General features: G+C 43.0%; 14 protein-coding genes, 1 tRNA gene and 1 riboswitch. Of the genes, 4 read left to right on the forward strand and 11 right to left on the reverse strand.

Going from position 1 to position 15,229, the window contains the following annotated elements:
• Positions 1-12: 12 nt before the first annotated feature.
• Positions 13-2,250, reverse strand: coding sequence for a ribonucleoside-diphosphate reductase subunit alpha (locus N5C46_RS06300; RefSeq protein WP_261751349.1), 2,238 nt, complete (start codon positions 2,248-2,250; stop codon positions 13-15).
• 144 nt (positions 2,251-2,394) lie between these two features.
• A riboswitch (cobalamin riboswitch) is annotated at positions 2,395-2,575 on the reverse strand.
• Between the two features lie 565 nt (positions 2,576-3,140).
• Here N5C46_RS06300 and N5C46_RS06305 point away from each other — a divergent pair.
• Positions 3,141-3,911 carry a SurA N-terminal domain-containing protein gene (locus N5C46_RS06305; protein ID WP_261751351.1) on the forward strand — a complete coding sequence of 257 codons (771 nt, stop codon included), beginning with the start codon at positions 3,141-3,143 and terminating at the stop codon, positions 3,909-3,911.
• Positions 3,912-4,033: 122 nt separating this feature from the next.
• Entirely contained in the window at positions 4,034-4,195 is a 162-nt protein-coding gene (locus tag N5C46_RS06310; protein WP_167562134.1) for a hypothetical protein, read from the forward strand.
• Between the two features lie 39 nt (positions 4,196-4,234).
• On the opposite strand, the gene gndA is transcribed toward N5C46_RS06310, so the two are convergent.
• The 5 genes from gndA to N5C46_RS06335 all read right to left on the reverse strand — a co-directional run bounded on the left by gndA (position 4,235) and on the right by N5C46_RS06335 (position 9,517).
• Positions 4,235-5,647 (reverse strand): NADP-dependent phosphogluconate dehydrogenase, encoded by a 1,413-nt coding sequence (gndA, locus tag N5C46_RS06315; protein WP_261751352.1) that lies wholly within the window; start codon positions 5,645-5,647, stop codon positions 4,235-4,237.
• A gap of 322 nt (positions 5,648-5,969) precedes the next feature.
• On the reverse strand, positions 5,970-7,124 hold the full coding sequence (locus tag N5C46_RS06320; protein ID WP_261751353.1) for a thiolase family protein: 1,155 nt from the start codon (positions 7,122-7,124) through the stop codon (positions 5,970-5,972).
• Between the two features lie 14 nt (positions 7,125-7,138).
• Positions 7,139-8,284 carry an acyl-CoA dehydrogenase family protein gene (locus N5C46_RS06325; protein ID WP_261751354.1) on the reverse strand — a complete coding sequence of 382 codons (1,146 nt, stop codon included), beginning with the start codon at positions 8,282-8,284 and terminating at the stop codon, positions 7,139-7,141.
• 81 nt (positions 8,285-8,365) lie between these two features.
• Positions 8,366-9,133 (reverse strand): 3-hydroxyacyl-CoA dehydrogenase, encoded by a 768-nt coding sequence (locus N5C46_RS06330; protein ID WP_261751355.1) that lies wholly within the window; start codon positions 9,131-9,133, stop codon positions 8,366-8,368.
• Positions 9,134-9,316: 183 nt separating this feature from the next.
• Positions 9,317-9,517, reverse strand: coding sequence for a cold-shock protein (locus tag N5C46_RS06335; protein WP_034763533.1), 201 nt, complete (start codon positions 9,515-9,517; stop codon positions 9,317-9,319).
• Positions 9,518-9,891: 374 nt separating this feature from the next.
• On the opposite strand from N5C46_RS06335, the gene N5C46_RS06340 reads away from it, so the two are divergent.
• Complete coding sequence (locus tag N5C46_RS06340; protein ID WP_179126173.1) at positions 9,892-10,065, forward strand: hypothetical protein; 174 nt, start codon at positions 9,892-9,894, stop codon at positions 10,063-10,065.
• Positions 10,066-10,194: 129 nt separating this feature from the next.
• Here N5C46_RS06340 and N5C46_RS06345 read toward each other — a convergent pair.
• Positions 10,195-10,266, reverse strand: a tRNA-Val gene (locus N5C46_RS06345).
• 148 nt (positions 10,267-10,414) lie between these two features.
• Here N5C46_RS06345 and N5C46_RS06350 point away from each other — a divergent pair.
• Complete coding sequence (locus tag N5C46_RS06350) at positions 10,415-10,657, forward strand: WYL domain-containing protein (RefSeq protein WP_261751356.1); 243 nt, start codon at positions 10,415-10,417, stop codon at positions 10,655-10,657.
• A gap of 42 nt (positions 10,658-10,699) precedes the next feature.
• Here the strand turns inward: N5C46_RS06350 and N5C46_RS06355 are convergent, their stop codons facing one another.
• From N5C46_RS06355 to N5C46_RS06370, 4 genes are all read right to left on the reverse strand, one after another.
• Positions 10,700-12,685, reverse strand: coding sequence for a TRAP transporter permease (locus tag N5C46_RS06355; protein ID WP_261751357.1), 1,986 nt, complete (start codon positions 12,683-12,685; stop codon positions 10,700-10,702).
• Entirely contained in the window at positions 12,672-13,193 is a 522-nt protein-coding gene (locus N5C46_RS06360; protein WP_261751358.1) for a DUF1850 domain-containing protein, read from the reverse strand. The genes N5C46_RS06355 and N5C46_RS06360 overlap by 14 nt, the downstream gene beginning before the upstream one ends.
• Before the next feature lie 122 nt (positions 13,194-13,315).
• Positions 13,316-14,311, reverse strand: coding sequence for a TAXI family TRAP transporter solute-binding subunit (locus tag N5C46_RS06365; RefSeq protein WP_261751359.1), 996 nt, complete (start codon positions 14,309-14,311; stop codon positions 13,316-13,318).
• A 294-nt stretch (positions 14,312-14,605) separates the two neighbouring features.
• Positions 14,606-15,160 carry a phosphatidylglycerophosphatase A family protein gene (locus N5C46_RS06370; protein ID WP_261751360.1) on the reverse strand — a complete coding sequence of 185 codons (555 nt, stop codon included), beginning with the start codon at positions 15,158-15,160 and terminating at the stop codon, positions 14,606-14,608.
• Positions 15,161-15,229 lie beyond the last annotated feature (69 nt).

Raw genomic sequence — 15,229 nt, forward strand, 5'->3', positions numbered from 1 at the left:
CTTCTTCCTCCCCTAGCTATGACAGCTTTCGCATTCTTCGAAATTGGATACGGACGTAGACCTTACATAATAAGTGGTTTTCAATCCGGACTTCCATGCGTCCAGGTGAAGATCCAGTAAATCTTTAGCCTTGATGTCATTACGCACATACAGATTAAATGAAATCCCCTGATCGATATGCCTCTGCCTCCTTGCGTTCTGTTCCACACTCCAATGTTGATCCACTTGATAAGCGGTCTTGTAATACCAGGTTGTTTCCGGAGACAGATCGGGAGCGGTCACTGGAATCTTGTAATCTTTTTTTTCTTCTGAATACTGGAGCCTGAATATCGGATCGATACTCGCAGAGGACCCCGCAATGATCGAGGTTGAGGAATTGGGGGCTACCGCCATTAAATATCCATTACGGATCCCTTTGTCTTTAATCCCATCCTTTAATTCAATCCATCTTTCACTTGAATAGTCCCGCTTCAGAAAATAATCTCCCGTCGCCCAGTCCGAGTCGTCGAAATAAGGATAGCTTCCTTTTTCCTTTGCCAGTTCATGGCTTGCTTTTATCGTATAATAAGCAATCTCTTCATAAAGGTAATCACAATAGTCGACCGCCTGACTGCTTTCCCACTTCAATCCCTTCAGGGCAAGGAGATGATGCCATCCGAATGTCCCTAATCCGATTCCCCTGTACCGCTGATTGGTGATCTGGGCCTGCAGGACGGGAAGGTCGTTTAAGTCAATCACATTATCCAGCAGTCTTACGCCTATCGCCACCACTCTCTCAAGCTCATCATCCAGGATGGTCTTGGCTAAAGAAATGGACGCGAGATTGCATACGACATAATCTCCCGGTGACTTATATGTGACGATCTTCCCATCTTGTATCACCTCTTCTTCCATCACAGTCGCACTCATATTCTGAGCGATTTCGGTACATAGGTTACTGCAATAGATCATCCCTTTATGGGGATTGGCATTCATGCGGTTTACGCTATCCCGGTAAAACATATACGGAGTCCCCGTTTCGAGCTGAGATATCATGATGCGCTTAAAGATTTCAATGGCAGGCACCACTTCCCGTGAAAGGGTGGGGTGAGCGACACATTCCCAATACTTCTCACGAAAACTACCAGCACCGGATGTTTCGTCATAGAAGTCTTCCAGGGAAAAGCCCATGACTCCTTTCACTTCATGAGGGTCGAATAAATACCAGTCTTCCCTCTTTTCCACCTGTTCCATAAATAGATCGGGTAAGGAGACGCCCGTGAAAAGATCATGGGTCCTCTGCCTTTCGTCCCCATTGTTCAACCGGGTATCCAGAAAGGGGAAGATGTCTTTATGCCATACATCCAAATATACGGCGATCGCACCTTGACGCTGACCCAGTTGATCGACGGAAACCGCCGTATTATTCAGTTGCTTCATCCACGGTATGACCCCGGAGCTCACTCCTTTAAATCCCTTAATATCACTCCCCCTGCTACGGACCTTTCCTAAATAAATTCCAAGGCCCCCTCCATTCTTGCTAAGAGTGGAAACGTCCGTATTACTGTCATAAATGCTCCTTAAGTCATCTTCAACCGTATCAATGAAACAGCTGGATAACTGGCCATGGCTTTTTCCTGCATTTGCAAAAGTAGGGGTTGCCACGGTCATATACAGATTGGACAGTGCCCAATACGCTTCTTCAATCAAGGGAATTCTTTTTTCCTTTTCCTCATTCATGCATAACGTCATACTGATGACCATAAATCTCTCTTGAGGAAGCTCCAGCACTTTTCCATTATGGGACTTTGTCAAATACCTCTCGGCCAGCGTAACGATCCCTATGTAAGTAAAGAGTTGATCCCTGCTGAAGTCCAGTATGGAACCTAAGTAATCCACTTCTTCCTTGCTATATGAATCCAGTAGTGACGGGGAATAAAGGTGAGCTACAGTTAAATCTTTGACCACTTGATAAAATGAGCCGGATAGATTCTCTTTTGATTTCCCCCTTGAAAATGATATGCCCTCATATAAATCTTTGATGTACAAGGATGCTGCCACATAGGTCCAATCCGGTTCGAGTGCGGTGATACGTTCGATCGCTGTCAGGATCATGAAATGATGAAGCTGTTCACTGGTCCCTTCCTCCTGCTGATTTGCATACATGGTGATTTTCTTATCGAATTCTGTAAAATCCAGGTTGGGAAACTGTCTGCTGAGGCTGTGGAGAATCCCTTCCACTTCTTTTTGTCTTACCATTGAGAATGTCATGTTCATTCCTCCCGATTCTTAATGTGGGAAGGAGTCAAAAAAAGCCCATCCTTCAAGAAGGACGGGCTTTAAACAATACGGAGATATAAATAGACCTAAAAGCCTATTATAATCCTCGCTTTATCCTCCCAATTCCCGAAGAAGATAACACGTGTTAAATAAGGCAGGTCTCCTGACTAGCGCTTCACCCTACTCTAAGGCCTTCCCATCGATACGACAGTGGCAGTTCCTTATTTCGTCAGCACATACAGTTGCGGGGACAGCTCCGGATTCTCACCGGATTCCCTTTTAAGTCTAATCAGACACCTTATTCACAGGTTATAATCAATATATAGTCATAAAAATAAAAACAGACACCAAATGTTGTGTCTTTAACTATCATATATGATTCAAAATAGATTTACAAGTAATCTATTCACTTTTATTTTTGCAAAAATAGATCTTGAAATATGCTTATAATTATTATTTTCCCTGAAAAGGGAAGAAGATGATGGAATAGTGCTTCCAAACGGACAGTAGTCCATCTACGTTAACATATATGTGGGTTGAGGGAAATGGAGTCCATCTCTATAATCCAAATAGAAGGTTGTTTGACAGTATTCTTTGGTCCCCAATATTTTTGATAGGTTGTTTAAATGGAGAAAGTCTCGATTTAAACAACCTCTTTTTTTGAACGTATGCAATATTCCTCCTGCTTTATCACTTTAGTAGGATTTGTATTCCCTACATATCAATGTACGGAAGGAGAATCAGCTTTTTCATCTGTGTTTCATCCAGATTACAATCAATATATTTTGACCTAAATACTTTCTTTTTGCAGGTTTTTCATTTACAATGCCCATTAAGTGATTTTTTTTGAAATCACACCTTAGTTCTGAAAGGAGTCTATTATGAAGAAACTATTAACGACTTTACTAGTAGGATTATTAACAATTGGACTAGCCGCTTGCGGTTCGAATGAGGAGAGCCAAAAAGCTGACGATAAACCAAAAACAGAGGCTTCTGACAAAAAGGCTCAAGAAGAGCAAGCGAAAAAGATGGAAGAAATGCAAAAGAAAATGGATGAACAAAAGGTTGAAAAAGATAAGGTCGTCGCCATCGTAAACGACGAAAAAATCAAAGGTGAAGATTTCAACAATGTGTTGACTCAATCACAGATGCAGTATCAACAAATGGGACAGGATCCGACAAGTAAAGATGCTGCCAAAAAAATCAAAGATCAAACCATTGACAGCATAGTCGGTCAAACGCTTCTTATGCAACAGGCCGAGGAAAAAGGCTATAAAGCGACGGATGATGAAATCAATAAGCAGCTCGACGAAGTGAAAAAGCAATACAAAGATGAAAAGCAATTCGAAGATGCCATGAAAAAAGCCGGATTTACCATGGATGAGTTGAAAACTCAGATTGCTGAAAATATTAAGTACACCAACTACGTAGAAAAAGAAATCAAAGTCGACGAAGTGACAGAAGATGAAATGAAGAAGTTTTATGATCAATATGCAAGTCAACAGGGGCAGGATCAAGCAAAGGATGCACCAAAGTTTGAAGATGTAAAACCACAGATCAAGACTCAGCTTGAACAGCAGAAGAAACAAGAAAAGCTTGTTCAACATGTTGAAGATTTAAAGAAAAATGCTAAAATTGATGTGAAAATCTAACACAAGTCAGAAAGCCGCCTTTTTATGGCGGCTTTCTTTTTTTTTCTATCTTCCACAGGAGGTTTTTCTCCCTGTCCCGGGGGTATGGTATAAGAACCTATCATTTAAGGAGGATGAGCATCATGACGAAAAGAACAAATCAAAATCCGGAAAATGCCGAGCAGGATCAGGAAAGTATCCTTGATCAGCATGAAAGTGAACAAAATGTCGATCCCATCCCTATCGACGAACTAAAAAAAGACCAGCGTGACGAAAAGAAAAAACACGATACTAAAGACGAATAAATAAACCGCCCTGTGGATGATCCACAGGGCGGTTCTATATTATTCAGCTAACCAATCTGTATGGAAAGTACCTTCTTTGTCTATACGCTGATACGTATGGGCTCCGAAATAGTCCCGTTGTGCCTGCAGCAGATTCGCCGGCAATGATGCAGAACGATAGCTGTCATAGTAAGCTAATGCACTGGCGAGACCCGGTACAGGAATACCCAGTTTGATGGCTGTTGCCACTACTTCCCTTGCTTCATCCTGATAATTTTCAACAATCTCTTTAAAATATGGATCCAGGAGCAGATTTGTTAAGCCGGGATCACGATCATAGGCATTCTTGATTTCTCCCAGGAAGCCGGCACGAATGATGCATCCACCTCTGAAGATCATGGAAATTTCACCTGGTTTAAGATCCCAACCATACTCATCCGACGCCGATTGAAGCTGTGCAAATCCCTGTGCATAAGAACAGATCTTGCTCAAGTACAACGCCTTGCGGATCATTTCGATAAACTCCTGTTTATTACCTGTAAACTCTTTATTTTTAGGTCCTCTCAGGATTTTGCTCGCCTTCACACGTTCTTCCTTCATGGCTGAAATGAAACGGGCAAAAACAGATTCAGTGATGATGGATAACGGTACTCCCAATTCAAGGGAACTGATGCTTGTCCATTTTCCTGTCCCTTTTTGACCGGCAGTATCTAAAATGACATCTACAAGGGGCTTGCCTGTTTCTTCATCCACCTTAGTGAAGATATCGGCTGTAATTTCAATCAGATAGCTGTCAAGCTCCCCGGCGTTCCACTCTTTAAATATTTCATGAAGTTCCTTTGCACTTAACCCAAGCACATTCTTCATGAGATAATACGCTTCACAAATGAGTTGCATATCACTGTATTCTATTCCGTTATGAACCATTTTCACGTAATGGCCGGATCCGTCCGGACCGATATATGTACTGCATGCATCCCCTTTTACCTTGGCAGCGATGGCAGTGAGGAAAGGTTCGACTAGATCGTACGCTTCTTTCTGGCCACTTGGCATAATCGCAGGTCCGTATAAGGCACCCTCTTCTCCACCGGATACTCCTGCACCGATGAAGTTGATTCCCTTCTCCTCCAGCGCCTTGTTGCGGCGGATGGTATCTTCAAAGTATGCGTTCCCACCGTCGATGAGGATATCCCCTTTATCCAGATGAGGTAGCAATGAATCAATCGCTTTGTCCGTAATATTCCCGGCAGGTACCATGATGAGAATTTTACGCGGTACTTCCAACGATTGAACAAATTCACTTACATCATGTGTTCCAACCAAATACTTTCCTTGATGCTCGTCGAGTACTTCTTTTACCTTTTCATCCGACACATCATATATAGAAACTGAATATCCTCTGCTTTCAAAGTTTAAGGCGAGGCTCTTTCCCATCACTCCGACGCCGACGACTCCTATTTGTTGTTTTGTCATTACGTTCATTCCTTTCTAGTACGAATAAATAGATCACTTCACCGTTATTATTATAATACGAAATAAATTTCCGTGGTGGATTTTTCATGAAAAATTTTTTTCTTATATAAGATTAGATGAAATTTTTTTCTCTGCTTCTCATTATAAATTCCCCACAACAAGAATGAAAGGCATACACTGTTTACCACAAACCCCGCCTCATCACACATCTATCTGTAGAAAACCTACTATGATCGCTCATTTTATTATTGCTATTCATAATAAAATTATCCATTCTTTCAACATAAGAGGGACGGACCTTAAAGGTCCGTCCCTCTCATTATTATACATCAAGTCTTTCAATGATTGTGGCATTGGCCATGCCGTGTCCTTCACACATGGTTTGCAGACCGTATCTTCCTCCCGTGCGTTCAAGCTCATGCATCATGCTCACCATGATTCTGGCTCCACTGGCCCCTAATGGATGGCCGAGGGCGATTGCCCCTCCATTCGGATTTAGCCTGGAAGGATCCGCATCGATCTCCTTCAACCATGCAAGTGCCACGGGGGCAAATGCTTCGTTCACTTCAAATATGTCAATATCTTCGACAGACAGCCCCGCTTTTTGCAGGGCTTTCCTGGTCGCAGGGATGGGTCCCGTTAACATCAGGGTGGGATCAGATCCCACCACAACACGGGTGTGAATTTTAAAACGTGCTTTCAGGCCCAATTCATCGGCTTTTTCCCTGGACATAAGAAGCAGGGCTGCGGCACCATCACTGATTTGACTGGCATTCCCCGCATGAATGACGCCATCTTCTTTGAATGCAGGTTTTAATTTCCCAAGGATTTCGAGTGATGTTTCTTTTCTTGGTCCTTCATCTTTCGTGAAGAAGAACGGATTTCCGTCTTCCCCTTGTACTTTCACACCATAAATTTCACGATCGAAACGTCCTTCTTCCTGGGACTTTAAAGCTTTCTGATGACTATCATAGGAGAACCGGTCTAATTCTTCACGGGTAAAACCATATTTATCAGCGATTCGCTCTGCTGATAACCCCTGATGAATGATTTCATGTTTTCCCCTTAACTTTTCACTAAAATCTGCACCTTGATAATTAGATCCGATCGGCGTTCTGGTCATGTTCTCCACCCCACCTGCAATGACGACATCCATATCCCCGGAGAGGATGGCTTGTGATGCAAAATGCACGGCCTGCTGACTCGATCCACATTGACGGTCAATGGTGGTGCCGGGCACTTCAATCGGAAACCCCGCTATTAGCGCAGCGACCCTGGCAATATCTCCAGCCTGTTCTCCAGACTGAGTGACACATCCAAGAATGACATCGTCGATACAACCCGGATCAACACCCGACTTCTCTACCAATCCTTTAAGTATCTCTCCTGCCAAATCGTCAGGTCTCATCCCCATCAACGATCCCTTTCTTCTTCCAACCGCAGAACGGATCCCTTCAACAACGACAACTTCTCTCATCCCACTCTCCCTTTCTATAACCCCAGATTCTTCGCAATGATCACTTTCATGATTTCGTTTGTGCCGGCATAAATGCTTGCAACCGGTATATCCCGATATCGCCTGGCGATCGGATATTCTTCCATATAGCCATATCCACCGTGAAGCTGCATGCATTCTGTGGCAATGTGACGGGCCATTTCTGTCAGCTTATACTTGGCCATGGATACCTTTGTCACTACGTCCTTTCCATGCATATGCTCGGCTATCAACCCATCCAAAAAAGCTCTGCCCATTTCAATATCAGTGGCCATTTCTGCCAGCTTGAATTGGGTATTCTGAAATTGACTGACGGACCTTCCAAAGGCTTGACGGCTCTTCACGTATTCCATCGTAAGGGAAAACATTTCTTCCGAAGCCGTTTGGGCTGCAATCGCCACAATAAGACGTTCCTGCTGCAGCTTATTCATCAAATAGTGAAAGCCACTGCCTTCCTCCCCGATCAGGTTTTCTTTCGGTACCTTACAATCTTCAAAAATGAGTTCGGCTGTATCCTGACAGTGCAATCCGATTTTATCCAGCTTTCTCCCCCTGGAAAACCCCGGAGTATTCCTTTCAATCGCCAACAGGCTGACACCTTTATGAGGCGGTTTACTATGGGGATCCGTTTTAACAGCGACAATCACTAAATCACCATGAATACCATTTGTAATAAAAGTCTTTTGTCCATTAACAATATAATGATCTCCCTCTGAAAGCGCTGTCGTTTTGATGGCCGCTAAATCTGAACCCGTACCAGGCTCTGTCATGGCAATGGCTGTAATCATCTTTCCCCTCGCACATAAAGGAAGCCACTTCTTTTTCTGTTCATCTGTCCCATATTCCGAGATGTAGGGAACCACGATATCATTATGAAGCCCTATTCCAATCAAACCGGAACCCACTCTTTCCAATTCTTCATTAATGATGACAGAAAAGCCCCAATCAACTCCGCTTCCCCCATATTCCTCTTCAATGTCCGGGCAAAGAAACCCCTGGTTCCCCATCTTCTCCCAAAATGATCTGGGAACCATCCGGTTATTCTCCCACTCCTCATAATAAGGATAAGCTTCCTTTTGTAGAAATTTCCTCAGAGCCAGACGAAATATGCTGTGTTCTTCGGTTAAATAAGGATGTTTCATACGTCTCTCCCTCATTTCGAATTGGTGTATAAAGGATAGCGCTTTCATATATAAATGAATGAACATGCATTCACTAACTGGTTATTTAGGCTGCATCCTGATGGCTCCGTCCAAGCGGATCGTCTCTCCATTCAACATCGGGTTTTCAAGTATGCTTCTCACCAACTGAGCATATTCAGATGGATAACCAAGACGTTTAGGGAAAGGAACCGTGCTCCCAAGGGATTGTCTTGCCTCTTCTGGAAGGGTGTCAAACATAGGGGTATGGAATAATCCCGGTGCAATCGTCATGACCCTGATGCCGTCCCTTGCAAGTTCCCTTGCAATCGGCAGGGTCATTCCTACAACTCCTCCTTTTGATGCACTATACGCAGCCTGACCGATTTGACCGTCAAATGCGGCAACAGACGCAGTATTCACGATCACACCTTTTTCCCCATGCTCATTCGGTATGTTTTGCATCATCTTTTCTGCAGTCAACCGTATGACATTGAACGTACCGATCAAATTCACTTCAATTACTTTGGAAAATTTCTCAAGGGAATGGATACCTTTTCTCCCCACCACTTTTCCAGGAGGTGCGATACCTGCACAATTCACAACTGTATTGAATCCCCCGAAATCTTCCATGGCTCTATCAAGGGCCTCTTTTACACTTTTTTCATTTGTTACATCTGTTTCATGATAAAACATGGAGTCCCCATACTCTTTTTTTAACGTTGAGCTTCTCTCCCCATTGAGGTCAAGGATATAAACCTTTCCCCCTTCTTCCATGATTTTTCGTGCCGTGGCTTCTCCCAGTCCGGATGCTCCCCCCGTGATGACGGCAACAGAATCTTTCATCTCCACTCACATTCCCTCCAATCTGCCTGCTTATAGTTTTATTTTAGCGTTGGATGCAGGAAAAAGATATAAAGTTTTAAAAATTCCGTCTATTCACCAGAAGAGCAGGCGCCGATATACCAAACAGGCATGAATACACAAAAAAAACAGACTCACGAATGAGTCTGTTTTTGGATGTGTAAAGTTAGATTATGCTTTACGTACGTTAGCTGCTTGTGGTCCACGAGCACCTTGTTCAACGTCGAAAGATACTTCTTGACCTTCGTCAAGAGATTTGAAACCTTCACCTTGAATCGCTGAGAAGTGTACGAATACGTCGTCTCCACCTTCTACTTCGATGAATCCGAAACCTTTTTCTGCGTTAAACCATTTTACTTTACCATTTTCCATGTTTGTTGCCTCCTAAAGTGCGTTACACACAATATATTACTATTCTTGCGATATCAGGTGAAAACCAAATCTTGTTCTTCCCTCGTATACCGGACAAAAATAATTCTTCTATAGAATAACAGTAATGAAACAAATAAGCAAGTTCCTGAGGCGGAAGTTTTTAAAGTCAGACCTCTGACATAATTTGACTCCTCGATCTTATATCCGTATTCGGCACGAGGTGCATTCCACTTTTTAACATGAATGCGTTTCCTTTCTTCTTCCTTCTGGTCCTTTAGGTGGAACGTGATCCTTTTATCAAGTTTATCACTCATGGGACTCTAAAATGGAGGGTAAACTGTGGTATAATGATTAAATATGAAAGGGAGTGCCCAATGAAATCCACAAAAAATCGGTTCAGTAATGGTTCTATGGTTACGATCAAGGAAACAGGAGAAACAGTCACAATATTAAAATGGCAATACGTTAAGAACATGAAGCGATATTCTTATATCGTAAAGGAACATCCAGGCACATTTTATTTTGAAGAAGAGTTAGAACTGAACTAAATACAATCCTCATTACTAATATGATTTTGACAAGGACTCTTACCCGAATTCAGCAGAGTCCTTTTTCAATTCAATCTTTTAACGTCAAAAAAGGATGCATCTTATAAGATGCATCCTTTTTTCTATGTATGACCTGTGAGGGATTCGAACCCACGACCCCTTCCCTGTCAAGGAAGTGCTCTCCCACTGAGCTAACAAGTCGCGATGTAAGGTACATATTCTATTATAGTAAATTCTAAAGAATTGTCAATGGATTTTCATAAAGAAATTCACCTATTCCAGATTTTATGTATAAAAGAACATTCGTTCGCATACAATGTCAATACAATCATCTGAGAGGGGCTTCCATATGATGAGGTTATTAGAGCGATCGTTGATGGATCGATGTCCCATTGAAATCATTTACATGACTTCCGGGCAGAAGTGTTCGAAAAGGAGAATACTGGTGAAAAGAGTTGAAAAGGATTATATCACTGCTTATTGCTATTTCAGGAGAGATGTCCGCAACTTCAGGATTCATGACATCTTAGCTGCTTCTCCCATCCATTTTCATTCTGACCGGACGATATCAAGACGGGATTACAATAAATAAGAGGCTGTTAGCCCATGAATGGGGTAACAGCCTCTTATTGTGTTATGCCGTTGCTCTTGTTGGTGTTTTATCTTCTCTCTTAATAAAGAATTGCAGCGCAAGCATGATACCGAATAATACCAGACCAATAATGTCTGACATCCCCTCAGGATAAATCAGTAATAATCCGGCTGCTACGCAAAGGAAACGTTCTATGACGAACACTCGACGGTACCAATATCCGATCATACCTGCCCCGATCGCCATCATCCCCGTTACGGCCGTGAAGACGACCCAAAGTAATCTAGGAATGGTCGTATCGATCATTAACAGTTCAGGTGACAGGACGAACATATAGGGGATGATAAAGGCAGCGATGGCCAATTTAGCGGAATTGACCCCTGTCCGTATCGGCTCCCCTCCCGATACCCCGGCCGCGGCGAATGCAGCCAGCGCCACTGGAGGCGTGATATCAGCAATGATCCCGAAGTAAAACACGAATAAATGTGCCGCAAGCTCCGGTGCCCCTAATAGAATAATCGCAGGAGCAGCGATGGTGGAAGTTATGACATAGTTCGCCGTTGTCGGAGAACCCATGCCGAGTACGATCGACGCTATCATCGTGAAGATCAATGTTAGGATCAGCTTGCCTTCTGTTGTATTGGTCAGATCTGCAGCCAGGTCCACCAATCCATTTGCCAGGGTCAATCCTAACCCCGTTTTCGTTACAACACCTACGATCATACCGGCGGCAGCTGTCGCCACGGCTACAGACAAGGCAGTTCTGGCGCCGTCAACAAGGGCATCCACAGCATCCTTGAAACCGATCCTTGTATCTTTTCGTATGGCACTGATGACGATAGTGGCAACAATCGACCACAGTGCAGCACGCATGACACTCATCCCGCTTACCAACAGAATGATGACCGTCAGTATCGGAAGCAGCAGATAAATCTTTTTGAATACTTCTTTACGGTTGGGCATTTCTTCATCTGATAATCCACGAAGACCGATACGTTTCGCTTCAAAGTGAGTCATAATCCAAATCCCGGTAAAATACAGGACGGCAGGAATCGAGGCAGCTTTCGCAATATCCCAATAGGAAATCCCTCCGATAAACTCGACCATCAGGAATGCGGCAGCTCCCATGATCGGAGGCATCAGCTGACCACCTGTCGAAGCAGCAGCCTCTACTCCACCGGCAAACTCTTTACGGTACCCAAGCTTCTTCATCATAGGAATCGTGAAGGAACCCGAAGTCACGACGTTTGCGACCGAGCTTCCACTGATCGTCCCTTGAAGGGCACTGGAGAAAATGGCAACCTTTGCGGGCCCTCCTACACGTTTCCCGGCAATGGATACGGCCAAATCATTAAAGTATTGTCCGACGCCGGTTTTCACCAGGAACGCCCCGAACAATAAGAACAGGAAGATGAAGGTCGCTGATACATATAGGGGAGTACCCAGGATCCCTTCACTTGTAAAGAACATCGTTTTAACGATATCATCCCAGTCATATCCTCTATGGGCAAGGAATCCAGGCATCAATCTGCCATAATACATATACAGGATGAACGCAGAAGCAATGATGGTGATCGGTAACCCCACTGCACGACGGGTTGCTTCAAGTACAAGGATCATAGCAGCGAAACCGACATAGAAATCAAGGGAGGTCATCAATCCCACCCGGCTGACGATATCATCCTGCATGATCGGCCAATAAGCACCGATCCCAATCGAAATGACTGAAAGAACGACGTCATACCAGGCGATCTTATCCTTCTTCAGATTCTTCTTCCGGGCAGGGAATAAGAGGAACACTAAAGAAAGAGCGAACCCTAAGTGAATGGATAACAATAATTGCCTAGGGATGAATTGAAAGATCGATGCTACTAATTGAAATAGTGAAAATGCCAATAATCCGAAGAATATGATCCATTTGAATATCCCATGATGGAATTTTCTTGTAGATGATTCTGGATCGTATTTCTCTAGTAACTCTTGTTGTTGTTCTGCAGTCAATGATTCAAATTCTTTATCTTTTTCCAACTACAGTCACTCCTTTCCACTGATCATAAAGTGATTGTTTCATTATCTGAACCCGAACGACGGAGCCTTTATCAAAATAGTCGGCTAAAGGATATTCCTTTCCGTTTATCACAAGGCGGTGATTGGCGACGACCTGTCCGATCCGGATATCAATGAATGGGAACACTTTATCCATATTAGAAATTAAATATTTGCCTTCCTTCGTCACTTCAAAGGTTTCATTTCCCTCTGCATTGGCCGGCATCCCAATGGCAGTATCTTCATAGAGTAATTGGGTTTGTTGAATTTGATTGGAAGATGTTTGATGGTAAAATTCCTCTACTTCTGATAGATGAATAGAGTGTGTATAGCGAACCGAAAAGGAATGATCCTCCGGAAGTCCGAAAAGGACCGGGTCCCCCGTTGTACTTCTCGGTTCTATCACTAAAAAAGTTTGCAAGGGTATAAAAAGGATGATTCCAACACAAAGAATAAGGAGAATCGCACCCATGAATGAAAATTTCTTCATCAAGAATTCCCCACCATTCCATTTATTGTCCGTTTTGCTAGAGGCTTGGAATTAGCTTAAACCAAAACAAAAGAATAGACCGTATTAGCGGCCTATCCCTTCGTCCATCTTCTGGTGTGAAACTATTCCATTGAAATTCCTTTTTCATCAAAGTATTTCTTTGCACCAGGATGTAATTCGATTCCCATACCTTTAAGTCCATCTTCAGCTTTGATCAGCTTACCTTTGGCGTGGGTGATTTTATCCGTGTTTTCAAAAATGGCTTTTGTCACATCGTAGATGACATCTTCAGAAATGTCAGCGTTCGTCACAAGCATGGCACGAACGGCAACCGTTGTCACTGCGTCATCCACTTTACTGTATGTTCCAGCCGGGATTTCATCCTCTGAGTAGTAAGGATACTTCTCGATCAATTCGCTGACTTTATCTGACTCAACAGGTACGATTGCGATGTCTTCTGTTGCAGCCAGACCTTCAACCGCTCCAGTCGGAGTACCTGATGTGATGAATGCCGCATCGATGGTACCATCCTGGATCCCTGTCGTTGAATCATCAAATGATAGATTACGAGCTTCTAAGTCTTCCAGCTTGATCCCATGAACCTCAAGGATTTGAGTGGCATTCAGTAAAGTACCAGATCCAGCTTCACCTACAGAAACGACTTTCCCTTTTAGATCTTCAACTGATTTGATACCTGAATCCTTTGTTGTAACGATCTGGATTGTTTCTGGATAAAGTGTCGCAATACCTCTTGCGTTCTCTACCTTGTTGTCCTTGAACATTTCTGTACCTTCAGACGCATAAGATGCAATATCCGTTTGCGTAAAAGCGATTTCAGTTTTACCGTCTTTCACAGCGGCCATATTTTCAGCAGATGCACCTGAAGTGGATGCTGAGGACTTGATTCCGGTTTCATCTTCGATAATCTTAGCGAATGTTCCGCCCAACGGGTAATATGTACCCCCTGTACCACCTGTAGCAATTCCAATGAAGTCAACCTCTTTGTTACCTTCACCATCAGATGATGAACCTCCACCTGATCCACCGCCACATGCAGCAAGAACGACAGATAGAACTAGAAGTAGTGCAGTGCTTAGAAATAAACTGCGTTTTTTCATATTCTAATCCCCCCTATTAAATTTTGTACGTTAACGAAATAATTGTAACACAATCTGTAACAATCTTGTCAAATCAAATACATAAACTTTTAACATTTTTCATAAAAAACCCTTTTATACAATAACCATGTCATACAGTTCCCTTTATCCCGAACCTCGAGATGTATAGGAAATGTATAAAGCGGTTACAGGAATTACCTCCCTTTTCACCTGCCATGTATATTTGTCCACACAAAAAGGACTGAAGAGCTAACTCTTTCTTCAGTCCCCCGCTGTTATATATCAGATAGTATTTCAGCCAATCAATTCCTCGTCCTCGAACTTCAACTTATCTTCTTCGGAAATATTTTCTTCCATGTCCCTCTGAGTATGGGCTATCCTTGAAGATGCATTTGCAGCGATGCTTGCTACGATATCATCTAAAAAGGTATGTACACCATTCCCTTTTTTCGTATCCAGCTCCCTGATGATGCCAATTTTATTCTTATCCAGATGGCCGAATGTGGTGACGGCAATGCTTCCATAGCCTAAAGCAGCCCCCAGTGCAATGGTCTCGTCGACTCCAAACAGTCCTTCATCCATTTCTACAATCGATTGAAGGGGTTCAGAAAGCTTCTTCTCTTCAGCAAGCTGATCCAGCTCCACCCCTACCAAAATGGCATGCTGAATCTCCCTTTTTAATAAAACTCTCTTCACACTATCAATACAATCATCCATCGTAAGATCATGATTATATGGATACTGCATTTCAAAGACGATCTCGGCTATATCTTCTATCCTCACTCCCCGATCTTTCAATCTTTGGAGTGCAGCTTTGGTTACATCTCTTGAATGGACAGGTTTATTCATTGTTATTCCCCTTTCTAAACAGGCATGATTGTATAAAAATTATAACACTCTTTTGAATTTTCGTATTGC

It is taken from the genome of Rossellomorea vietnamensis, from assembly GCF_025398035.1.
GTDB lineage: Bacteria > Bacillota > Bacilli > Bacillales > Bacillaceae_B > Rossellomorea > Rossellomorea vietnamensis_B.